At 50.8% G+C, this 25,321-nt stretch carries 12 protein-coding genes; 7 read left to right on the forward strand and 5 right to left on the reverse strand.

Annotation, left to right across the window (positions count from 1 at the left end):
* Positions 1-51 precede the first annotated feature (51 nt).
* The 4 genes from C2I18_RS21370 to C2I18_RS21385 form a co-directional block, all read right to left on the reverse strand.
* The gene (locus C2I18_RS21370) at positions 52-1,740 is read right to left on the reverse strand and encodes a glycoside hydrolase family 13 protein (protein WP_249897741.1); all 1,689 of its coding nucleotides are present in this window, start codon (positions 1,738-1,740) and stop codon (positions 52-54) included.
* 524 nt (positions 1,741-2,264) lie between these two features.
* Positions 2,265-4,583: a glycoside hydrolase family 65 protein gene (locus tag C2I18_RS21375; protein ID WP_249897742.1), complete on the reverse strand. Its 2,319-nt coding sequence runs from the start codon at positions 4,581-4,583 to the stop codon at positions 2,265-2,267.
* A gap of 382 nt (positions 4,584-4,965) precedes the next feature.
* A complete protein-coding gene (gene pgmB, locus C2I18_RS21380; RefSeq protein WP_249897743.1) occupies positions 4,966-5,628 on the reverse strand; it encodes a beta-phosphoglucomutase in 663 nt (220 codons plus the stop codon).
* 227 nt (positions 5,629-5,855) lie between these two features.
* Positions 5,856-6,893 carry a LacI family DNA-binding transcriptional regulator gene (locus tag C2I18_RS21385; RefSeq protein WP_249897744.1) on the reverse strand — a complete coding sequence of 346 codons (1,038 nt, stop codon included), beginning with the start codon at positions 6,891-6,893 and terminating at the stop codon, positions 5,856-5,858.
* A 381-nt stretch (positions 6,894-7,274) separates the two neighbouring features.
* Here C2I18_RS21385 and C2I18_RS21390 point away from each other — a divergent pair, with 381 nt between their 5' ends.
* Both C2I18_RS21390 and C2I18_RS21395 read left to right on the forward strand, forming a co-directional pair.
* Positions 7,275-7,553 (forward strand): hypothetical protein, encoded by a 279-nt coding sequence (locus C2I18_RS21390; protein WP_249897745.1) that lies wholly within the window; start codon positions 7,275-7,277, stop codon positions 7,551-7,553.
* Positions 7,554-7,558: 5 nt separating this feature from the next.
* Positions 7,559-15,268 (forward strand): pullulanase, encoded by a 7,710-nt coding sequence (locus tag C2I18_RS21395; protein ID WP_249897746.1) that lies wholly within the window; start codon positions 7,559-7,561, stop codon positions 15,266-15,268.
* Positions 15,269-15,784: 516 nt separating this feature from the next.
* On the opposite strand, the gene C2I18_RS21400 is transcribed toward C2I18_RS21395, so the two are convergent.
* On the reverse strand, positions 15,785-17,530 hold the full coding sequence (locus C2I18_RS21400; RefSeq protein WP_249897747.1) for an alpha-glycosidase: 1,746 nt from the start codon (positions 17,528-17,530) through the stop codon (positions 15,785-15,787).
* An 872-nt stretch (positions 17,531-18,402) separates the two neighbouring features.
* Between C2I18_RS21400 and C2I18_RS21405 the strand changes: the two genes are divergently transcribed.
* From C2I18_RS21405 to C2I18_RS21425, 5 genes are all read left to right on the forward strand, one after another.
* Positions 18,403-19,743 (forward strand): sugar ABC transporter substrate-binding protein, encoded by a 1,341-nt coding sequence (locus tag C2I18_RS21405; RefSeq protein WP_249897748.1) that lies wholly within the window; start codon positions 18,403-18,405, stop codon positions 19,741-19,743.
* A 112-nt stretch (positions 19,744-19,855) separates the two neighbouring features.
* A complete protein-coding gene (locus C2I18_RS21410; RefSeq protein ID WP_249897749.1) occupies positions 19,856-21,169 on the forward strand; it encodes a sugar ABC transporter permease in 1,314 nt (437 codons plus the stop codon).
* Positions 21,166-22,014: a sugar ABC transporter permease gene (locus C2I18_RS21415; RefSeq protein WP_249897750.1), complete on the forward strand. Its 849-nt coding sequence runs from the start codon at positions 21,166-21,168 to the stop codon at positions 22,012-22,014. Before C2I18_RS21410 ends, C2I18_RS21415 begins: the two co-directional genes overlap by 4 nt.
* 105 nt (positions 22,015-22,119) lie before the next feature.
* Positions 22,120-24,171 carry a methyl-accepting chemotaxis protein gene (locus C2I18_RS21420; RefSeq protein WP_249897751.1) on the forward strand — a complete coding sequence of 684 codons (2,052 nt, stop codon included), beginning with the start codon at positions 22,120-22,122 and terminating at the stop codon, positions 24,169-24,171.
* A gap of 207 nt (positions 24,172-24,378) precedes the next feature.
* Positions 24,379-25,302: an AraC family transcriptional regulator gene (locus C2I18_RS21425; RefSeq protein WP_249897752.1), complete on the forward strand. Its 924-nt coding sequence runs from the start codon at positions 24,379-24,381 to the stop codon at positions 25,300-25,302.
* Positions 25,303-25,321: the final 19 nt, after the last annotated feature.

The raw sequence follows: 25,321 nt of genomic DNA on the forward strand, positions 1-25,321 counted from the left end.
CTCACTGCTGACAGGTTGTCCTCAAAGTATAACGTATCAGAGGCCAAGCTGTCAGTTGCCAAGACGGCAGACCCGGGCTTCGTAAGGCCGGAGGGTTTCGCGTTCCGCTGCAGCCGGTTCATCCGCGTAATTTCCGATAATGGTTGAAGTTACGGCAGCCAGCTCCTGCGGCAGCTCTACGCTTTGCGGATCCGCGCTGAAATTAAGCAGAATCAGCCATTGTTCGTCCTCCAGCGTCCGGGTATAAGCGTATACATATTCATGCTCCGGCAGCAGCAGCTTATACTCACCATAGGTCATAATGAGATGCTCTTTGCGCAGGGAGATCAGCTTCTGGTAGTAATAAAAGATGGAATTATCGTCCGCCAGCGCCTGCTGCACATTGATATCCTTGTAGTTCGGGTTGACCTTAAGCCATGGCGTACCCTCAGTAAAGCCTGCATTTGCAGAGTCGTCCCACTGCATCGGGGTACGGGCATTATCCCGGCCTTTGGCATGGATAGCGTTCAGGATCGTATCATGATCCCCGCCGCCTTCCGTGACCTTTTCACGGTACATATTCAGACTCTCGATATCCTTGTAATCCTCAAGCACCGGGAACTTTACATTGGTCATGCCGATTTCTTCACCCTGATAAATATAAGGTGTGCCTTTCAGCGTATGGAGCAGGGTGGCCAGCATTTTGGCCGAGAGCACACGGTACTCTCCGTCATGCCCAAAACGCGATACCATTCGCGGCTGGTCATGATTGTTCAGATACAGGCTGTTCCAGCCTTGTTCTGCGAGCCCGACCTGCCATTTGTGCAGAATATCGCGCAGCTTTGTGAGGTTCCAGGGCATGATCTCCCATTTGCCGCCTGGCCCGGCGTCGATATCCATGTGTTCAAACTGGAACACCATCTGCAGCTCCTTGCGGTCTTCGGCAGTATACAGAATGGCGTCCTCCACGCTGACTCCAGGAGTTTCGCCGACGGTCATAACGTCATATTTGGATAAGACTTCCCGGTTCATCTCCTGCAGATATTCATGGACTCTTGGACCGTTCATATAATATTCGCCGCCGCCCGCCAGTCTGCCGGGGTCAAGATCATCCCTGTGGACAGAAGGCAGACCCTCAACCTTGGAGATCATGTTAATTACGTCCATCCGCAGACCGTCTACACCCTTGTCCAGCCAGAAGGTCATCATTTTGTAGAGGGCTTCGCGGAGTTTGGGATTCTCCCAGTTCAAATCCGGCTGCTTGCGCGAGAAAAGATGGAGATAATATTCCCCTGTAGCTTCATCCAGCTCCCATGCCGAACCGCTGAAGATAGAGCTCCAGTTATTTGGCGGCTCGCCGTCCGGACCGCCCGGGCGCCAGATATAATATTCCCGGTACGGATTATCCTTCGAGGAGCGGGATTCCACGAACCAGGCGTGCTCATCCGAGGAATGGTTAATGACGAGGTCCATCATCAGCTTGATGCCGCGTTCATGCAGCCCGGCCAGCAGCTCTTCCCAGTCCTGGAGCGTGCCGAATTCATCCATGATATCCTCATAATCGCTGATGTCATAACCGTTGTCATCGTTCGGCGATTTATAGACAGGCGACATCCAGACTACATCGACACCCAGCTTCTGCAGATAATCCAGCCGGGAGATGATCCCCCGCAGATCGCCGATCCCGTCTCCGTTGCTGTCCTGGAAGCTGCGGGGATAGATCTGGTAGACTACGGCTTCTTTCCAAAAGGCTCTGTTCATGGATAGTTAACTCCTTTAAAAAGAATTTTTTTGTAATAGTTTTTTTATAACAAACAAAACGTTATAAGATGATTTTTTAAATTTAACAAGTGGGCGGTAGTAACGTATGGGAAGTTTGAAACTGTAGGAGCGTCAGCGTCCGCCTTTGTCTTTGAATTTCTATCATAATTAAATAGATGGAACTTACAATTGAAAATTTAGGGAGAAGGGATGGAGGAGAAGTTTGGAACTGTAGGAGCGATAGCGTCCGCCTTTGTCTGCGGATTTCTACCGCGAATAGCGGTACAAATCAGAGAAATCTGCAGACAACAGCGGCCGGAAGTCCAAACATTCTCTGTAATCCCGGCTAATCCCAAAATCAACAATCCTGGTTCTTTCTATTTAATTAACGTGTTTGATGAAATTCAAATACAACAGCGGCCGAAGTCCAAAATTAACGAAGTGAAGGCTGTAGCCCATTTGTTTTTTAAAGTTCATCTTATAAAAAAACACCCCGAAGAGCATAAATCCCTCCGGGGCCCAAATCAAACCGCTACAGATGACCCCTCAGCAGTAACGCTGCTAAGCCCGTTCACCGTGTATTCCTTGCCAAAAATAGTAACCGGAGCCGGAATGTCCGTTTCATTGACAACAGTGACCTGTGCATCGGTAACGTTGACCTTAAGCCGGGAGCCGCGGAACATGATTTTGAACGAATACGAGGTCCAGTGTCCCGGATTGGACGGGTTCAGTACCAGGCGGTCAGCCAGTACGCGAAGCCCGCCGAAGCCGTGAACAACCGACATCCAGGTGCCCGCCATGCTTGTGGTATGGCAGCCGTCTTCCGTATCGTTGTTGTAATTGTCGAGATCAAGCCGTGAGGTGCGCAGATACATTTCATAAGCCTTTTCCTTGTAGCCCAGCTCGCAGGCGAGAATCGCATGGATGCAAGGGGAGAGGGAGGACTCATGGACGGTAATCGGCTCATAGAAGTCGAAATTCCGTCTTTTGGTATCCAGATCGTAACGGTCGCCAAGGAAATATAGTCCCTGGAGCACATCAGCCTGTTTGATGAAGCAGGAGCGCAGGATACGGTCCCAGGACCATTTTTGATTCAGCGGAAGGTTCTCCGGGTGAACGTCCTTGACCTGAATGATTTCCTTGTCCAGGAAGCCGTCCTGCTGCAGGAAAATACCGAGCTCCTCATCCGCAGGATAGTACATTTTGGCGATGATTTCATTCCACTTGTCAGTTTCACTGTCTGCAAGCTCCAGCTTCTCGGCAAGCTCAGCATACCGGCTGCTTTCGTTATCCTTCAGATAGGCCAGCGCCTCCAGCGTATATTCCATCGTCCAGGCGGCAATACGATTGGTGTACCAGTTGTTGTTAACGTTATTCTCATATTCGTTCGGTCCGGTTACGCCGAGCATTACATATTTGTCCTTGCGCGGTACATAATGCACGCGTTCTTCCCAGAAGCGGGAGATTTCCACCAGCACCTCCAGGCCGTATTGGCCGAGGTAGGCTTTGTCGCCGGTATAGTTCACATAGTTGTAAATGGCATAAGCAATTGCACCGTTACGGTGGATCTCTTCAAACGTAATCTCCCACTCATTGTGGCATTCCTCGCCGTTCATCGTTACCATCGGATACAATGCACCCTTTTTGAAGCCGAGCTTCCGGGCATTTTCCTTGGCCTTCTCCAGATGCTTGTAGCGGTAGATCAGCAGGTTGCGGGCGATGCTGGAATCCGCAGTGCTGAGATAGAACGGCACACAGTAAGCTTCAGTATCCCAGTACGTGCTGCCGCCGTATTTTTCCCCGGTAAAGCCTTTAGGTCCAATGTTCAGGCGGTCATCTTCACCGTTATACGTCTGGTTGAGCTGGAAAATATTAAAGCGGATCGCCTGCTGCGCCGACACATCACCTTCAATGATAATATCGCTTTCCTTCCACTTCTCACCCCAAGCCGCGGATTGCTCGGTCAACAGCGTTACAAAGCCGGCCTCACGGGCACTTTCCAGCGCCGTATGGGCAGCTTCCACCAGTTGTCCCAGCCCGTAATTGCGGGAAGTGACGTTGGCAGCATACTTATAAATAACCACCTGGTCACCTGTCTGTACATTTACCGTGTTTTTGCTGGCTACATATTTATCGCGTTCAACAGCTTCGGCTTCTTCCGTGAGCTTCTCTCCGTTAACCAGAATGTCATAGGCAAAGGCGGAGGTTACGTGAAAATCAAGCTTTTTCGTCTTCAGAGTGAGGTAACCGCCCTCAGGGGAAGCTTTTTTCTCGACTTCATTCCAGAACTTCTCGTCGTAGTTGGCGTCCTTGTTCTTGATGTCACCGTCCAGATAAGGCGTAATTGTAAGCTGTCCGTCAAAATTCACCGGAATCATCGAATAGCGGATCGCTCCGATCTCGTGGCGGGCCATGCTGACAATGCGGATGCTCTCGACTTTGATTTCCTTGCCGTCTTCAAGCACGGCCGTGAAGCTGCGGGAAAGGGTACCTTCCTTCATATTCAGCACGCGGCGGAACTGGCTGACCGTGCATGCTGCCAGATCCAGCGGGGTACCGTCGATTTCAATGCCGATGCCGATCCAGTTGGTGCTGTTGAGTACCTTGGCAAAATACTCCGGATAGCCGTTTTTCCACCAGCCGACCCGTGTTTTGTCCGGATAGTACACACCCGCCATGTAGCTGCCCTGCAGGCTGTGACCGCTGTACTGCTCTTCAAAGTTGGCTCTTCCGCCCATATAGCCGTTCCCGATGCTGAAGATGCTTTCGGAAATTTCCTGCGTCTGCGGATCAAAGGATTCTTCAATAATGGACCATTCGTCGATTTTTAAATATTGTTTCATTGCTACCGGCTCCTTTTGGATAGGGGATGATATAAAATGAACTATTAGTTCCTGCGCCTACGGGACGTATAAGCCGCTCCGCCGAGCATTGGCTGATAGTTATCTCTAATATAACTGTCTCACAGGGTGTGAGTGATTTGATTAGTGGGAATTTCTCCACTTCATTCCGCGCCAGACACGGGAAATATAAACCTGGTGGGAAAAACTCCACCTAAATCGTTGGATTTTATCCTCACAGTGGCATTTGATCTGATAAAGGTGGAGAAATTCCACCTAATTATCATAAATCAGAGAAAATAATGGAATTAGACGGAGGAAATCCAACTATTTCATGAAGTATGGCCTTATGATTCTAATGGGCTGAGTAGAGCGCTGTAAGGAATCAAACGCTTGCAAAAGACTCCTGCAGCCTGGAAACAGTGATGCCGGCCAGGGAGGGAACTACAATATTTGCTCCGGACAGCGTCTCGGGGGAACCGATGCCGACACTGCGCATGCCTGCACGGGTTGCGGCGAGAATGCCTGCTTCCGCATCTTCGAACACCACGCAATGGGCCGGTTCGGCCGACAATGCCTGGGCTCCGAGCAAAAAGACTTCCGGGTCCGGCTTGGCTGCACTGGTATGGGTGCCGTCAATGATGGCATCGAAATAAGGGGTCAGGCCGGTATTGTTCAGAATAGTCATCGCATTTTTGCTGGCTGAGCCGAGGGCTACTTTAATTCCCCGGCTGCGGCACTCCTTGAGGAAATCAAGTGCACCGGGCAGAATTTCCGAACTGTCCATTTTGGCGATGTATTCTACATAGCGGTTGTTTTTTTGCTCCGCCAGGCGGGCTTTTTCCGCTTCGGGCAGCTCGATTCCGCCGATCTCCAGCAGAATATTGAGTGAAGCAGCCCGGCTTACGCCTTTGAGGCGTTCATTATCCTGCTCGGTGAACTGGAATCCAAGTTCTTCCGCCAGTTCTCTCCAGGCAATGTAATGATATTTTGCGGTGTCTACGAGCACGCCGTCCAGGTCGAACAGGCAGGCTTTGATTTCTGACATGTGGGAACCTCCTAAAAGTTTTGATAGCATGGCTTCCAGAGCATTCTTCGCAAAACTTGCTTCGAAAGCATAAACTTAAGTTTTGATAGCATGGCTTCCTGGGCATTCTCCGCAAAACTTGCTCCGGAAGCCTGCAATGAAGCCGTTTCATAGTTAGCGCAAACGTTTGTACAAAGATCCAAAAAATAAATGAAGCTTTTATGCTTCATTTATTCCTGTTTCTGGGGTCATTTCTTCCCGGGAGCATACATGGATGACTCTCTGACGATCAGACGGTGGGGGATGACAAAACGGTTAGTATATCCATCATCGTTATCCGGCTTCTGAATGGTCTGGATAAGCACCTGGGAAGCCGTATAGCCAAGATGATAAATTCCGATGTCAATACTGCTGATCGGCGGGCTGGAGAGCTCCGATAACGGAATGTTGTTAAAGCTGACAATCGCCAGATCTTCCGGGACCTTGTATTTCAGTTCGTTCAGTCCGCGCAATACTCCAAAGGAGACCATATCATCGACTGCTACCAGCGCTGTAGGGCGGTTCGGGAGATTCATAAAAAACGACATCGCCCTGTAGCCGCTATCCTGCAGAAACTCGCCTTCCACAATCCATTCACTCCGCATTTCCAGACCGCTGCTCTCCATTGCTCTGCGGTAGCCCTCAAGACGGTCGCGGGAAACAATGAGGTTGGGCGGTCCGCTGACAAAGCCGATACGCTCATGACCCATGGATATCAAATGGTTTGTTGCGTCAAAAGCAGCCATAACATTATCGTTATCCACAGATAATATATCCTCATAGCGGTCACTCCGTCCTACCAGGACAAAGGGATATCCGCCAGATTCCAGAAAATCGATTACCGCATCGTCTTTACGTGAATACAGCAGAATAACACCGTCAACACGGCGGCCCTTGAGCAGCCGGGAGACAGCTTCAAGCTCTTCCTTCTCGTTCGCTCCGGAGCTAATCAACACATCATAACCGGATCTGCTCGACTGAGTCACGATCCCGCGGATTAATTCCATAAAAAACAGATTGGAGAACAGCTCTTCAGCAGGCTTCGGCAGGATGATGCAGATGCTGTTAGTGGTCTTCGAAACCAGGCTTTTGGCCATCATATTCGGAGTGTAGCCCATTTCCTCCATAATCACTTTGACTTTGCGGGAAGTTTCTAGGCTAATTCTTGGATGACCTGACAACACCCGGGATACAGTGGAGGGAGATACTCCCGCTTTCTTAGCCACGTCCTTTATGGTAACTGTCATAGAAACCTCCTTATGGAACCGTTTGCTTTACACAGTAATATTAATCGAAGTGCTGTTAATTGTAAATAGAGAAAGTCTCGCTAAGAGCCGATCAGAGGCCCAGGTTTACATTACAAGTGAAAAATTAGCAGATATCTTCCAAATTACGGCATGAGCCGGGCATGATTACATAACGGATATAGGCATCAGCAGGAAAAGGAATCTGCCGGCAGGCCAGTTCATAATATAAACTGTGCAAACGGTTCTTTAGCTATTAGAGCATGAATTATATACGGTTGTGCTAAACCTATTATGCAGCCTTGTGCAAATTTGCGCAACTTTTTAAAGCTTTAGCGAAGAAGAGAAGGATAGAGAACTAGAGTGACAGATTAATTCTACAGGTTGACAATTGCGGAAAAGGCGGATTATTATGGTAAACAAGATAAAAAAGCGCTTACAAGCTTTTGTTTTGCGCTGTGTTGTCTGCAGTACATAACGAAAGATGGAGGTGGGCTTTTCCGCCATTTTTTGCAAACGTTTGCGCTAAGGAAGCTTTTTCGAACAAAAAATGAACAGGTTTATTTCGACAAGGAGGGGGAAGACCTTCATTTCGGCCTGAAGAGCCTGCACCTGTGCAATGAAGAGATGTATTCAGGAACAGCCAATACGGGGAGGTTTTGACGGAGATGAAATTTGCTTCATGGGTGAAAAGAACTTTCGCCATCAGTATGATCATTGTTCTGGTCTGCTCTTATTTTACGGTATATCCTTCCGAAGTGAATGCGGCGGCAGCCAAGGCTGTGCTTGTAGGAAGCCTTCAGTCTGAGCTGTCTACGGACACAGATGCAGCGGAGGACTGGGATCCGGCAGCAACAGTAACACAAATGACTTACACAGAAAACGGCATGTATGTATTTACAGGCACACTGCCGGCGGGTTCCTATGAGTACAAGGTAGCGCTTAACGGTTCATGGGTGGAGAGCTACGGATTCAGCAGCTATACCCATCCGCAGGGAACAGACAAAAACGGCAATATTGAAATTACACTGTCTGAGGAAACAACGGTCACCTTTTATTACAACAACATCACCAAGAAAATTGCGGACAGCACTTTCTACACTCCGATTGCTGCGGATAAACTGCCAAGGCTGACAGGCAGCCTGCAGACAGCGCTGGGTGAAGCGGACGGCCATTCACCGGCTGATGCCAAAACCATGCTGACGGACGGGGATTTTGACAGTATTTATGAGAACACAGTTACGATCCCTAAGGGAGATTATACGTACAGGGTATTTGTTCCGGGGGGCACTCCGGCAGAAGACAAGTTTTACCCTGAGAACGATCAGGAGCTGAATCTCCCGGCAGATCTGCCGGTAACATTCAAGTATAATGCACAGGATCATGGGGTGAACGCCAGCTTCACCGTGCCGGTAGACCCGGGGAATGCAGCACCGGTGGCTGAAGGACATATGCGTATCCACTACAAACGTGACGCCGGTGATTATGAGAATTTGGGCCTATGGCTGTGGGATGATGTAGCTTCTGCTTCAGCGGGCTGGCCGGCGGGAGCGACACCTTTTCCGGATGGACAGGTGGATTCCTACGGGGCTTATGTTGATATTCCGCTAAAAGCAAACGCGAAGAAGCTTTCCTTTGTCATCGTGAACCGGAAAAACGAGGCCAAGGACGGCGGAGATAAAACATTTGTCATCAACACCGCTGCAACAAACGAAATTTGGGTCAAAGAAAAATCGGATCTGGTAACTCCTTATGAGCCGGTAGAGCTTCCGGCCAATACAGTGCGGATCCATTATATGCGTTCGGACAGCAATCAAAGCCAATACGGGTTATGGCTGTGGGATGATGTAGCATCTCCGTCAGACAACTGGCCTGCCGGAGCAACGTCTTTCAGGGCGGACCAGCAGGACCGTTTTGGAGCTTATGTGGATGTTCCGCTGATTGCAAATGCCAAAAAAATCGGCTTTCTTGTCGTAAATCCGACTAATGAGAATAAGGATGGCGGCAACAAAAGCTTTGCATTGCTGGGCCGGTACAATCAGCTGTGGATCAAACACGGCGATGACAACGTCTATGTATCGCCATTCGGCGAACAGCCTATCGGGCTGGCTTCGGCTGAAGTCCTGTCGGACAGCAAACTGCTGCTTGGATTTACTTTGACTGACGGATTGGACGCTGCCGCACTGAAGAGTGCAATTTCCGTAAAAGACAAAGACGGCCATGCAGTTGCAGTCTCTGCCGTTAAGATCACAGGCAGTACGACGGTCGAAGTGGACACTGCGGCATTTGATTTAAACCAGACACCGCTCAGCGTCACGTATTCAGGCAAAACTGTATCCGCTTCCACGGGGTGGAGAATGCTTGACCAGATGTACAACTATACCGGGGACGACCTTGGCGCCACTTATCATGCTGCTGACAAATCAGCTACCCTGAAGCTGTGGGCACCGGTGGCAAGCAGTGTTACAGCAAACGTCTATAACAAAGAGGATGCTTCCGAGCTGGTCGGCCAAATCAGCCTGGAGAAAGGTGAGCAGGGCGTATGGTCAGCAGAGCTGACAGCGTCTGATCTGAAGGGAGCTTCCGGGGAAGATGATGTCCGCGGCTACTACTATCAGTATGAGGTAACCAACAACGGAGTCACCAATAAGGTGCTGGACCCTTATGCCAAATCAATGGCGGTATTCACCGTGGATACTACGGGAGCGGCAGGAGCTGACGGCGATACAGTCGGCAAAGCAGCGATTGTCGATTTAAGCGGAACCAACCCGGCAGACTTTAAGCATGCCGATATTGAAGGCTATGAGAAACGCGAGGATGCGGTTATTTATGAAGTCCATGTCCGTGATTTCACCTCGGATCTGTCGATTGAGAGTAGCCTCGGCAATGAACGCTGGGGTTCCTATGCCGCTTTTGCGAAGAAGCTGGACTACATCAAATCCCTGGGGGTAACCCATATCCAGCTGCTGCCTGTCATGGCCTGGTATTACGGGGATGAGACGAAGATGGACCAGCGCGAAACCGGATTTTCGGCACAAAACAATGAATACAACTGGGGATACGATCCGCACAGCTACTTCTCCCCGGACGGCGCATACTCCATGGACCCGGCCGATCCGGAGCTGCGGATTAAAGAGCTGAAGGGCTTGATCGATGCCGTTCATGAAGCCGGAATGGGTGTCATTCTGGATGTTGTGTACACGCATATGGCGAAAAAGGAATTTTTGAACGACATTGTGCCTAACTACTATGCATTCCAGGATGCGGGCGGCAATTTTATCGGCGGATTCGGCAACAACCTGGCTACCAACCGCAAAATGGCGGAAAAGCTGATGGTAGACTCCGTCAAATACTGGTTCGATGAATACAAAATTGACGGCATGCGCTGGGATATGATGGGCGATGCCACGCAGGATGCGGTACAGGCGGCCTATGATGCGGCTTACGCCATTAATCCGGATGCACTGTTCATTGGTGAAGGCTGGGTTACCTTCGGCGGGGATGCTTCCGACCCTTCGCTCAAAGGTAAGGGTGCTGACCAGCTGTGGATGGACAAAACGGACAGCGTCGGCGTATTCTCCGATGAGTTCCGCAATGAGCTGAAGTCCGGTTTTGGCTCAGAAGGCGAACCGAGATTCATTACCGGCGGCGCACGTTCCATTGCAACGATTCTGAACAATATCAAAGGCCAGCCTTCCAATGTTCCGGCAGATGATCCGGGCGATATTGTTCCGTATATTGAAGCCCATGACAATCTGACACTGCATGATGTCATTGCGCAATCCATCAAGAAGGACCCGGCCATTCCGGAGAATGAACTGGAAATCCAGAAGCGGATCCGGCTTGGCAACATGCTGGTGCTGACCTCCCAGGGAACCGCCTTCCTGCAGGCGGGCCAGGAATACGGACGTACGAAGGAATGGAAAGCTGAAGGAGTTCCCGAGCAGAAATATACCGAAATGAAGGATGCAAACGGCCAGTCATTCGGCTATTTTATCCATGATTCCTATGATTCTTCGGATGCAGTCAACATGTTCGACTGGTCCAAGGTTACGGATGAAGCCAATTTCCCGGTACACAACACCACAAAAGATTACACTGCCGGGCTCATCCAGCTCAGAAAATCTACAGATGCCTTCCGTCTGGGCGACAAAAGCCTGGTCAATTCCAATGTGAGCCTGATCGCTGCACCGGAAATGAAGGCAACGGATTTAGTGATAGCCTACAAGAACAAGGCCACTGACGGCACGGGCAATTACTATGTGTTCCTGAATGCTGACAATGTTTCAAGAACGCTGACCCTCACGGAAGATTTAACCGGAGCCAAGGTGCTGGCGGACAACGATGAAGCAGGCCTTCTGGCCATTGCTGCTGACAATCAGTCCGGGTTCACACTGACAAAGAACTCCATTGCACTTGACCCGCTTACCGCAGTGATTATCCGGCAGGATGCGGCGGCGGCTGTGCTGACTGCGCTGGAAAGTGATGCCGCGGAATACAATCTTTCCATCGGCAGCACGCATAAAACAGCAGTGATGGCCAAATATGATGACGGCAGCTCACGCAACGTGACGAACACAGCCGCCTATGTTTCCGATAAACCGGAAGTGGCTGCAGTATCCGATAAAGGCGTGGTTACCGGCATCAAGGCGGGAACGGCGACGATTACAGTCTCTTTTGGCGGAATCACTGCAAAGATCAAAGTAACAGTTGCCAAGGAAGCTGCCGATCACAGACGTTATGTAGAATTTAACTATGTCCGTGAAGACGGTGACTATAAGGACTGGAACATCTGGGTCTGGAACACCGGTGACGGCATGCCGAAGGATCAGATTGACTTCACCACCTTCAAGGACGGGAAAGCCAGTGTTCTGATTGAGGTGGCGCAGAATGCGACCAACGTTGGATTTGTGCTGCGCAAAGGAACGGACTGGAATACCGGGAAGCTCGACTATCCGGATGACCGGCTTATTCCGCTTACCCCGGGTGAAGGGTATACCAGAGTGATTGTAACCAGTATGGTAAAAGAACTGGATGTCAAGCCTTCCATCAGCGGCCCGGTCATGAAAGACGGAGCGATTACCTTCCAGTACCGCGATGAGGACCTGTTCCGCAGCGGTAATCCGGCAGGCATAACCGAAGCCAAGGTGAAAATAAACGGCACGGAGTATCCGATGGTCTACGATCCGGCCAAGGAATGGTTCAGCTATCAGCTGACCAATGCGGCCAAAGGGACCTACAAATATACCTTCCTGATTACAAAGGATGGAGTAACCGAAGAGCTTACGGATCCGAAGAATACGGTTAACGGCGAATCGGCAGTTGTGTATCATATTCCGGATGTGACCATTACCGCAGCGGCAGAGCCGCAGGAGGTCCATTCCAATGAAAATACGGTAGTAACCATTACCGCGGATTCATCAGAAGAAGTAACCTATCAGGACGGGTATATGGACTTGACCGCACTTGGCGGTCCGGCAATGGTGAAGCTTGACACAGGGCTGATGAAGCAGACGGTTGCGGTTAAAGATACCGTCTCTGCAGGAATCAAAACCATTCCGGTCACCCTGACCGACCAGTTCGGCAATTCGCATAAAGGCTCGGCCAGTGTAGAGGTTAAAGCTAGAACCTATTCCGGCGATAAGCTTGATTTTGACTGGGATGAGGCCAGAATCTACTTTGCGCTGACCGACCGGTTCAAGGACGGCGATGCCGCCAACAACGTGAATGTTGATAAAACACATCTTGAAGCTTATCACGGCGGGGATTTCCGCGGAATGATCGACAGTTTGGATTACCTTGAGGAGCTGGGCATCAATACGCTCTGGATCACGCCGGTGGTCGATAACATCGACTTCAACGTCGGCACAGGTTTTGGCGGCACGCAGTATGGCTACCATGGCTACTGGGCCAAGGATTTCACACAGCTGGATGAGCATCTTGGTGACATGGAGACCTTCAAGGAGCTGATTGAGAAGGCGCATGACAAGGGGATCAAAATCATGGTTGACGTTGTCCTGAATCATGCAGGGTACGGACTGAAGGCCACTGACAGCAATCCTTCCGTAACGCCTGAGGACAAAGCCAGATTTGAAGGCATGTTCCGTACGGACGGTGTGTCTACAGATACTGATCCTGTCAAGGGAGAGCTGGCCGGATTGCCGGACTTCGTCACTGAAGATCCTGCTGTCCGTGAGCAGGTCATTGCCTGGCAGACCGCGTGGCTGGACAACGCACGGACGGAGCGCGGTGATACCATCGACTATTTCCGTGTGGATACCGTCAAGCATGTAGAGGACACCACCTGGAAAGCTTTTAAAAATGCGCTGACTGCCATCGATCCCGGCTTCAAAATGGTCGGCGAATATTTCGGCGGCACCATTGACAGCAATGGGGGCATGCTGCAAACCGGGCAAATGGACAGTCTGCTTGATTTCGGATTTAAGGGCGCAGCCAAAAGCTTCACGGACGGCAAAATTAACGATGTGGATGCATATCTGCAGGACCGCGAATCCAAAATCGACAATACGAAGATGATGGCCCAGTTCCTGAGCAGCCATGATGAGGACGGCTTCCTGTCCAATTATGTCGGCGGGGACAAAGGCAAGCTGAAGATCGCGGCCGCCCTGCAAATTACGGCAAAAGGACAGCCGGTTATTTATTACGGCGAAGAGCTCGGCCGTTCCGGCAAGAACGCAGGGGATATGTCCCAGGGCGAGTTCAGCGAGAACCGCGGGGATATGCCTTGGGACCAGCTGACTGCAGAAAAAGGACTTCATGATCACTACCAAAAGCTGCTGAACATCCGTGCGAAGTACTCAAAGGTATATTCAAAGGGCATGCGTGAGAAGCTTGCCGGCAACGATGACACGGGGTATCTGGCCTTCAGCAAGACTTACGGAAACGACAGTGTTGTTACAGTTATTAATACAAAAACAGATGCACAGTCTGTCAGCATACCTGTTCCTTTTGCTCCGCTTAAGCTTGTAACAGATGAGTATAGCGGCGCAGAATATAAGGTATCGGATGACCGCACGGTAACGATTGAACTTCCGGGCCGGGATGACGGCGGAACGGTTATTTTGGCAGCGGCAACTAAGGTTACGCCGACACCAACGCCGACACCGACAACGGAGCCGACAACGGAGCCGACAACCGAGCCGACAACCGAGCCAACAACGGCACCGGCAACACCGTCACCTACGCCGCCAGTTTCGGTTCCGGGTTCGATTCCGTCCGGGACTGCAGCGCCAACTCCGGCTGCAACGGCAGCTGCTGTGCACGCTGTTGATGAGAATGCTCTAAGAAACGTTAAGGATGGCAAGGTTATCGTCGAAGCTGCTGCGGGAACGCATACCATCCTGCTGCCGGTTCAGGCTGCTGCTGTACTGGGCACCAATGATCTTGTGCTGCAAATGGATGGTCTGTCAGTAACCCTGCCTAACGGGGTACTGAAGACACTTCAAGGGATGCTTACCGGAGCGGATACAGACGGAGCCCAAATCAGGTTCAGCAGCTCTCCGCTAGGAGAGAATACAGTCCATACGCTGCTTAACCCTTTCAGAAAGGACAGCACAGCTGTTAAAGCGGCTTCCGGGGTCTATGAGTTTAGCCTGGCGGTTGTGAAAAAGGACGGTTCGTCTATTCCGGCTCCAGCACTCACAGCACCGGTTACACTTGCCTTCAAAGTTAAGGGATCTCCGGACCAGGCGCTGACCGGCGTCTATTATCTGGGGGATAACGGCACATTAGAATATGTAGGAGGGACTATCCAAGGGGATACAATTACTGCCCAGGTGAAGCATTTCAGTAAATATGCCGCACTTGAAGTTAACAAATCCTTCAGTGATGTTCCGGCTGCCCACTGGGCTGCAGCGGCAGTGAAGTCGCTCAGCGCCAAAGGAATTGTCACAGGCATTAATGCTGCCGAGTTCAAACCAGGCAGCGGTATCAGCCGTGCAGAATTTACCGCGCTGCTTGTCCGCTCCCTTGGGATAGAGGCAGAAGGTCAGGCGGCATTTGCAGATGTGAAGCCGGAGGCCTGGTACTCTGCTTATGTAGCTGCAGCCGTAAATCAAGGCATTGCCGCCGGACGCAGCAGTGACAGCTTTGCGCCGAATGAATCCATCAGCCGTGAGGAGATGGCTGTTATGGTCATCCGGGCGCTTGAAGTGAAGCAGGGCGGCAAGCTTGAGCTTGGCTCCGGCGGTGCATCCTTCGCAGATGCTTCCAGCATCAGCCCTTGGGCGGGTCCATATGTTCATGCTGCGGCAGAGCAGGGACTGTTACAAGGCAGAACGGGCAACCAGTTTGCACCGCAGGGACTTGTGACCCGCGCCGAAGGCGCCCAGGTCATTTACAACCTGCTGGCTAAATAGGAAGGCGATGAATTCAAAAGGCACTCTTCGATAATGAAGAGTGCCTCAGAGTGAAAAGAAACCCAGATCTTTTAACGGTCTTGGGTTTCTTTGCTGTGTTTCCATGTCTGCGGACGCTGCATCCGTTATGCCTCGTCCTCTTCCGCACGCTAACGGACACTGCGTCCGTTATTTGCCTAATATCGCCCCGGTTTCATCGCTAACAGACCGTGGTTCCTTTATGTTGCTCAATGATGGGTACATTAAGCCCTTTCGGATGAAATAACGGATCCAGAGTCCGTTAGGATTCCTAAACAGACCTCTAGCGCAAAATAACGGATCTCTGGTCCGTTAGCATCTCCAAGTCATTAATAGGTTACGGTGTTCGTGAGTTGATGGAGGGGAGCTGGCAATCGTTAACGCGGTTTCTGCTGAGATCAAAGTCACATAAAGAAGGCTGTCGAGATTTTCTCGACAGCCTGAAGCACTCTTCGGTAATGAAGAGTGCCTTTTGGTATAGGAATTAGAGTGAGGATGTTACAGAACTGCCTTAAGCACCGTATATCCGAATGCCGGCAGCTTCACTGACAGTTTGCCGCGTTCGGCGCGCAGGGAATCACCGGTGAACAGATTTTCCCACTGGCGCTCCTCCACACTGATCTGGACGGTCTGAACGGTTTCCTCCGTATTCATGAGCACAATCACGATGTCATCGCCGAGTCTGCGCTCATATGCAATTTTGGTGCCCTGGCGTCCGGCTGCCAGGAAGCTGAAGGAGCCGGTGCGGAGTGCAGGGTGGCTGCTGCGCATATCAATCAGTTTACGGTAAAAGCTGAACAAGTCGCGGTCCTGCTTCTCCGGATCCCATTCCATGCATTTGCGGCAGCCCGGATCGAAATCCCCGTCCATGCCGATTTCATCGCCGTAGTAGATGCAAGGTGTGCCCATAAAGGTGAACTGGAACAGGGCAGCCTGCTTCATCTTGTTCTTGTCCCCTTCAGCCAGCGTCAGCAGACGCGCTGTATCGTGGCTGTCCAGAAGATTAAAGGCGACTTCGCTGGCCTGCAGCGGATAACGGGACAGCTGTCTGCCAATGGCATTGGCAAAACCCTCGGCATCCAGTGTTCCGAGCACAAAAAAGTCGAGAACCGCATCGGTGAACGGGTAGTTCATCACGGCGTCGAACTTATCTCCCTCCAGCCATGGAGCGGATTCATGCCAGATTTCACCCAGGATGTATGCTTCGGGATTGGCACGCTTTACAACCCTGCGGAAGTCACGCCAGAATTCATGATCCACCTCATTGGCCACATCCAGCCGCCAGCCGTCGATGCCGACCTCTGTAATCCAGTATTCAGCGACCTTGAGCAAGTATTCTTTGACCTCCGGATTCCCCGTGTTGAGCTTTGGCATATGCGGTTCAAAGGCGAAGGCGTCATAGTTCGGAATATTGTCCACGACCTGCAGCGGAAACTCGCGGATATGGAACCAGTCTTTATATACGGAGGCCTCGCCCTTCTCAAGGACATCAACAAACGGCGCAAAGGTGCGGCCCGAGTGGTTGAATACAGCGTCAAGCAGGACTCTGATGCCGCGTTCGTGGCAGGCATCCACCAGCTTTTTCAGCGTCTGCACATCACCGAAATGTGGATCTACACTCATGTAATCTTCTGTGTCGTATTTGTGGTTCGTAGTGGCTGTGAAGAGCGGCGTGAAATAAATTCCGTTAACGCCCAGCTCGGTTAAATGATCCAGATGGTCTATAACCCCCTGCAGGTCACCGCCAAAGAAATTGCTCGGCGTCGGCGTTCCGCCCCAAGGCTCCACATTCTCCGGATTCAGGCTGGGGTCCCCATTGGCAAAACGTTCAGGGAAAATCTGATAAAAAACCGCATCCTTGACCCAGGCAGGCGGAGTGAACACATCAACCGGATTAATGTACGGGAATTCGAACAGTCTTTGCGGATTCGCCGGACGGTCAGCCTGAAAATCACTCTCTGTCATCCAGATGCGTTCATCATCCTTTTGCAGCAGAAAGCCGTATTTCAGCCGCCGGTACATCGGAACGGATTCACACTCCCAGTAGTCAAACATCCCGTCAGAGGTGAACAGCTTCATTGGAATCAGTTCTTTGGTGGCATCCCATGCATATTTGTCCCCGGCCCAGGCGAAGACTTCCGTTAAATCCCCTTTTTTGGCGCGCAGGCGAAGATGAATGGTACGGCGGTCATAAGCATAGGACCAGTTCAACCGCGGACGATGATACACTGCTTCTAATAACATGATGATTCCTCCTAAAAGTTTTGTGTAAGCATAAGCATCCCTGAACAGCATCAAGCAAAACTTGCACCGGAAGCATAAGCCTAAGTTTTGTGTAAGCATAAGCATCCCTGAACAGCATCAAGCAAAACTTGCACCAGAAGCACAGGTGAGCGGCGGCTGCAGTTGTATGTATAAGGAACCTACAGATAAATCCGGAGGAAAATCGGACATTTGCACGGCTGGCACAGCTTTTGTGCCACATTTGCGCAAGATCAGCCGGAATCCGTCCATACCAAACAGGCACAACCGCCGCCGAAAAGCTAATTCCGAGGTTGTACCTGATACAGTAACAGTGCCTTTTAATTGTATAAGAACAAAGGGATGCTGAATCTGCTGCTGCCAGCAGACCGGGCTGCTCATATTGGTTTGGATTATAGCACGGAAAATAGGGCCGTTCAATACTATTGTTCAAACCATTGCACAATTTTTCACGAACGTTAAACCGTTTACGGCTTGCAATTTAGAGAAAAGAAACATTTTACAAGTACCTGATAAAGCCATTACGCCAGAAAAATGTTCATTTCTGAATGAAGTGGCCATGTGATTGAGAGTAAATAAGAGTATCGGTGCGATAGGAGGAGTAAACTTAAGGTTTTTGTTATTAAATACGGGAATATGCCAAAATACACTATGTGCAAACGTTTTAACAATTAACATTACTGTTGTATTATAAATTAAGTAATGAAGCGCTTTCTAAAACTTGTTGAAGCGTATTCAGAAGGATGGTTTGCTTGAACCAACATTTTTTTTAACTGTTCTGAAATCGTTTGCGCAAGTTTGGCAGCATCACCGCAAGTCTAAAGCGATATACACAATCGGGAGGGGTTAATGTAATGAAGTTGAAAAAAGTTATGGTTGTAACCGCAGCATTGTCCATGGCAGTATCCATTACGGCATGCGGATCGAACAACAATGCAGGTAACGGAGGAAATAACACGGCAGCCAACACGCCTGCGGGAAATGCTGCAACAGACACAGCAAATAACAGCGGCAGCAATGAAGAGGCTGTAACAGGCGATATTGTTCCTGAAGAGGGCGCTTCGCTGGTCATTTGGGAAAGTAAGGAAGAAAGACCTTTTGCCGAAGAAATCGCCAAACAGTTCACTGCCAAGTATAATGTCCCGGTCAAAATTGAAGAGGTACCACCACCGGATCAAGTAACCAAGCTTTCCCAGGACGGACCTTCCGGACTTGCGGCTGACGTCGTTCTGATCCCGCACGATAACCTCGGAAAAGCTGCAAGCGCCAGCCTTCTGCTGCCAAATGATATTTTTGCCGAGCAGACCAAAGCTGAGAATACAGAAGCCTCCATTGTAGGTTCCTCTTATGAAGGTGAACTGTACGGATATCCGAGAGCTGCTGAAACTTATGCTTTGTACTACAATAAAACACTGCTTCCTGAAGCTCCGAAATCATTCGACGAGGTGCTCGAATTCAGTAAAACGTTTACGGATAAAGACAAAAACAAATACGGAATTATGTGGGAAGTCGGCAACATGTACTACGGCTACACCTTTATCGCTACTACAGGCGGCTACCTGTTCGGTCAAGACGGTACTGACAAAAACGATATCGGCCTGAACAACGAAGGTGCTATCGAAGGCCTGACCGCATTTGCCAAACTGAAGGAAGCACTGCCGATCAAGAGCGGTGACATCAATGCCGACATCAAACGCAGCTTGTTCACTACCGGAGATGTGGCCATGGATATCACAGGCCCTTGGGAGCTTGCAGCCTACAAAGAAGCACTGGGTGACAACCTGGGCGTAGCTCCGGTTCCTACGATTAACGGCAAGCCGGCAATCACATTCTCCGGGATCAAAATTTTCGGAGTCAACGCTTATACGCAATATCCGAACGCGGCTAAGCTGTATGCCAGCTTTGCTTCCAGCAAGGATTCCCAGCTTACCCTCAACAAAATGATCGGTTCGGTTCCTACGAATAACGAAGCCCTGCAGGATCCGCAAATTACAAGCGACCCTTATGTATCCGCTTTTGCTGAACAAGCCAAGAGCTCCCAGCCAATGCCTTCCATCCCTGAGATGGGTAACGTATGGAGCCCGGTAAATGCCGCCCTTCCGGAAATCTGGGATAACAATGCAGACCCGAAAGCAGCGATGGACAAAGCAGTTGAGCAAATCAAAGATCTCAATAACGGTGCAACTGCCCAGTAAAAACAGTTTGTACGCAGCAACAATCAATAGCAAACAGTGGAATTAAATCGCCCGCCGATGCTTACGGCGGGCAGTTTCCTGAATTCCGCACGGAGAGGAGATCGGAAGGGAAATGCAGCGACACCGTACGAGGGCCGCAATACTGTCTGTCGTTTTCATGGGATTGGGACAAATATATAACCGCCAATTCATCAAAGGACTTATTTTTGCAGCTGTAGAGGCTTTAGGCCTGATCTATTTCATCAACAATCTGGGAAGAGCCTTCTGGGGCATCACTTCACTGGGGGATTCCCCGAGCCGTTTGGAAAAGGTTAAGGGTATCGCCAAAATGGTCCCCGGAGACCACTCGATCGTTATTCTGATTGAGAGTTTGATTACCCTGCTGTTTTTTATCATCTTGCTGGTTTTCTGGTATATGAACATAAGAGATGCCTATAAGATTGGCGAGGCGCGCGATGCCGGTCTTAAATCCAATACATTCAAGCAAACGGTACGCTACATTCTTGATTACAAGTTTGCCCAAAGCTTCTTGATCCTGCCGGGCTTTGGTATTCTGTTCTTCACCATCATGCCGATCATCTTTATGATCATGCTGGCATTTACCAACTTCTCCGCGCCGGATCATATCCCGCCGGCCAGGCTGGTGGACTGGGTAGGATTCGAAACCTTCCGCAATCTGCTCTTCCTGAAGTCATGGAGCCAGACCTTTTACGGCGTATTGACATGGACGATTGTCTGGGCCGTTCTTTCTACAGTAACCACCTATTTCGGCGGACTGTTAGTAGCGCTGCTGATTAGCCAGAAAGGAATCAAGTTCAAAGGCCTCTGGAGAGTAATCCTGATTGTGCCTTATGCTGTTCCGCAGATGATTTCCCTGCTGCTTATGCGCAACCTGTTCAATGGCCAGTTCGGCCCGATCAACCAGTATCTCGGTTATTTCGGACTCGGCGGGCTGCCATGGCTGACAGATCCGTTCTGGGCGAAGGTAACGGTTATCCTGGTTAACATGTGGGTAGGGATTCCGGTTTCCATGCTGCTCATTATGGGTGTCCTGACTACAATCCCGCGCGATATGTACGAAGCGGCTGAAGTGGACGGAGCGACGAATTACCAGAAGTTCCGGATTATCACGCTGCCGATGGTGCTGTTCTCCACCGCACCTACACTGATCATGCAGTTTGCCGGCAATATCAATAACTTTAATGCCATCTACCTGCTTACAGGCGGGGCGCCGGTTAACGGGAATTATCAATACGCGGGTTCAACAGACCTGCTGGTTACATGGCTGTATAAATTAACACTGGATCAGAACAAAAATAATATGGCTTCAGCGATCGGGATCATTCTCTTTATCATTGTAGCCGGGTTCTCCCTGTACAATTACCGCCGGACCAAATCATTCAAAGAGGAGGACATGATCCAATGATGATCGGACGCAAACTTGCGAATTTTATTCGCCTGGCTGCCAGTTATATCATTTTGATTGTGCTGGCCGTTGCCGCGCTCTATCCGGCCCTGTGGATTCTTTTGGCTTCCTTCCGGCCGGGTAAATCCCTGTACGCCAAAACTCTGATTCCGGAAACATTCACGCTGTCCCATTACAAAGAGCTGTTTACTTCGGATGTCTACATGTTCGGAACATGGTACGGAAATACACTGAAGATCGCTGTGTTCTCCATGCTGATCGGTGTATTCCTTACTTTGCTTACGAGCTACGCTTTGTCGAGATTCCGTTTCAAAAGCCGCAAAACAACGATGTCAACCCTGCTGATCCTCGGGATGTTCCCGGGCTTCATGAGTATGATTGCCATCTATCTGCTGCTCAAGGAGTTCAATCTGCTGGATACGCATCTGGCGCTAATTATTGTCTATGCTGCCGGGGCACCGCTGGGCGGTACGCTGATTGCCAAAGGCTTCCTCGATACCATACCGCGTTCTCTGGATGAAGCGGCACGGATCGACGGGGCGAGCAACTTCGGGATTTTTGCCCGGATCATTCTGCCGTTATCCCGTCCGATGATCACTTATATGGCCCTGACCCAGTTTGTCGGCCCTTGGGTGGATTTCATCTTTGCGAGGCTGATCCTGCGTACCAAAGAGAATTGGACAGTTGCCGTAGGGATGTGGGATATGGTGAACAGCCAGCAAAATACCAACTTTACACTGTTCGCTGCCGGTGCGGTCATGATTTCCGTTCCGATTATGATTCTGTTCGGCTTCCTGCAGCGCCTGCTTGTTGACGGCCTGACAGCAGGTGCCAGCAAAGGTTAAAAAGATTACCGCAGCACAGCATCATACAAGCAATACGAAACCGGGTACAGCCTTTATGTTGTCTATTAAGGGCTGTACCTTATTTTCTTATGGGGAGAGAGTGTAATGAAACAGGGGCGTAACTTGAAATTCCGGTCGGTAGGCATCAAGCTGTTTGTCATTCTGTTCTGCACCATTGTATTGTTGTCCTCCGTCCTGGGGCTTACCTCGTATTATTCAGCTAAAGGTATTATTACAAAAGAAGTAGCTGCGGCCTCCTCGCAGGCTATTGTCCAGGCGGCCGATAAGCTGGATTTCCTGTTCACGGAGTATGAAGCGCTTTCGAGACAGTTCGCAGTTGATTCTGCGTTAAAAGCAGACCTGGAATCCGTGAATAATCCCGCTACCGGAACGGTTGCCAAAACAGCTGCTGAAGACCGGATCCGCCGCAAGCTGGACTCCGTCAAGGGTTCGGACGAACGGGTCCTCAGCATCCGGCTTGTCTCCAGAAGCTTGGTGGATGTAGAGTCCTATAAGGCCACAGGCACCGTCGGTGTCCGCAGCGACGAAGGGGTGCAGGCCAGAATCGGAGAAATTGAGTCGGCGAAAGGAAATCCGGTATGGTTCCCTGTACGTTCCAAAGGATTTTTCGATGTGTACGGTGAGCCTGCTCTCACTATGGGCAGACTGCTGCGGAACATTCAGCATCCGGAAGCGGAGTATTATATGCTGATCGAGATCAAAGGCAAAGCTTTGACTGACATATTGTCCAATCTGCACATTGGTCAGGCCGGAGAGCTGCGTATCCTCGATACGGAGGGCAGGATCGTATACGAAGACAATGAAGCTTTGCTGGGACAACCCTCATACATAAATGCCGGTGCCCGGACGCCGGCGGAAGAGCAGTCTTTTACCGCCGGGAATGAAGACGGTACGCCTCAACTGGTTGTATACCAGCCGCTGGCGACGGCGGAATGGACACTGCTGGGCTATGCTCCGGTAAGTGATTTCACTCAATCCGCAGACAAGCTGCTGTATATCACTTTACTGGTCGTGCTGGCCGCAGCAATAATCGCATTGCTTATCGGCTACATCCTGGTCCGGCTGATCGGCCGTCCGCTCGGCAAGCTGGCCCTGCTGATGGAAGAAGGCGAACAAGGCAATTTGCAGGTACGGACGAATTTTAAAGGCAGGGATGAGATCGGCCGGCTGGGCCAGAGCTTTAACCGGATGATGGAGCAGATCGCAAGGCTTGCCGGCCAGAGCAGCGCTTCTGCGGCGGCAGTTCTGGCGACTTCAGAGCAGCTGGTTGCGGCCTCGGGAACCATCTCGGCACATGCCAAAGAGGTGGCTGCTGCGACCGGGGAAATTGCCCAGGGGTCGGCCAGTATGGCAGCCGAAGCGGAGCGCAGCAACCGGAATGTGGAACTGATGGGTGACAAGACGAGGCGGGTAGAGGAAATCAATGCTGTGATGGATGCGTCGGCGGGAAAGGTTATCGCCGTGAGTGAGCAAGGGGCTGGACTGATGAAAACACTTGTTGCACAGAGCGAATCCACCATGGAAATGATGATGCTCATCCAGGAGAATACCGCGAAGCTGCGGGAAAGCAATCATCTGATCCGCAGCATCCTGGCCCCGATGATCGCTGTGAACAAGCAGACCAACATTCTGGCCCTGAACGCGTCGATTGAAGCTGTCCGCGCGGGGGCAGCGGGAAGAGGATTTATCGTCATTGCCGATGAAATCCGCGGGCTGGCCAATCAATCCAACCAGTCTATCGCTTCGGTATCCAGCATTACGGAAGAGATCAGCCGCCATATTGAGGATACCGTCGCCGTTGTCGGTGAAGCGGCCCCTCTGTTCCGCGAGCAGATTACTTCTGTGCGGGAATCCTCGATTATTTTTGAAGGCGTACGGGAAGAAATGGAGCAGTTCATCAGCTATATCAGCCAGTCGTCAGATGCGATTACAGAGCTCGCCGCTTTCCAGCAGCAGCTGGGCGAATCCATGGCAAGCGTCTCCTCCGTAGTGCAGCAGACAAGTGCTTCCACGGAAGAGGTAGCTTCCATGTCCTCGCAGCAGTTTGTTGTCAGTGAGGAGCTTGTAGCCCTGTCCGGTAAACTGGAAGCATTGGCTGAGGATTTGCAGCAGTCTCTGACTTCTTTTAAAGGATAAGTTTGTCTAAGCGGCCCTTACAGGATACACTGGTCCTATCCTGAAATAACGGTGTCCGTACAGAGGACATTGTTATGGAAGCCTCGAATTTGGTGAAGCCAAATGGAGGAATTCTTCGAAAATTCATCATCTCAAGTGTCGTGATAGGAGCGGCAGGAATGACTTTTGAAGCTGTCAAAGACCAGCCTGTGAAGGAAGTGAGCCGTTTTGCCGGAACTCACCGGAAGCCTGTTCCAGCAGGAGCTGCTGAACGGGGAATATATTCCGCATTTTTTTGCCTACTATTATAAGCAGTGGAGCAATTATACGATGGCCTACCATCAGCATAACTCCACGGAGATTATGTATCTGATTTCGGGAAGCTGTATTGTTGATGTTCAAAAGGGCACAGCCGGCGGAGAATGCTTCAGGTTGAAGCGCGGAGAGCTCATTATGATCGATGCCGGTGTGCCTCACCGGCTGATCGTGGAAGGAGAAGCCTCCTGCCGGATGCTGAATGTGGAATTCGGCTTCACGGAGAACAGGGGCGTTGCCCCGTCGATCGGCAAGCTGGCGGGAGAAGAGGAGGCGCTTGCTGAACTGCTGCGGACCCCTTTTTCAAGCCTCGTGCTGCCGGATCCGGAAGAGATCTTCCATGTGCTGAAGGCCCTGGTACTGGAGCTTGATCAGCATGGAACGGATAAAGGGATCATGGTTCAGCTGCTGTTCTCCGAACTGCTCTTACGCATCTCCAGACTGCGGCGCGGGCAGCTTGAGGCCAGCCAGCAGCCATCCCAGCTCTACGTGCGGCGTGCCATTGAATTTCTGTACCAGAATTATGACCGGAGTATCCAGGTCAAAGAGATTGCGGCCGCAGTGAGTGTGCACCCGGGTTATCTGCACCGGATCTTCAGGGCCCAGACAGGCCGTACGCTGACCGATTATCTCAATGTGTTGCGGATGGATAAGGCCAAAATGCTGCTCGGACAGAGCGAAATCCCGGTGGCGGAAATCGCCGATTATGTAGGGGTCAGCAGCAGGCAGTATTTTCATCTGCTGTTTAAAAAGTATGCAGGCTGTACCCCGGTGGAATACCGCAATTCCATTGAACGTTACTCCTGGGCTGGTGAAGGGCTGGGGCCCGAAATATAGGTGAGGATTTTTGACAGGT

It is taken from the genome of Paenibacillus sp. PK3_47, assembly GCF_023520895.1.
In the GTDB taxonomy this organism is placed as follows: Bacteria; Bacillota; Bacilli; order Paenibacillales; family Paenibacillaceae; genus Paenibacillus_AQ.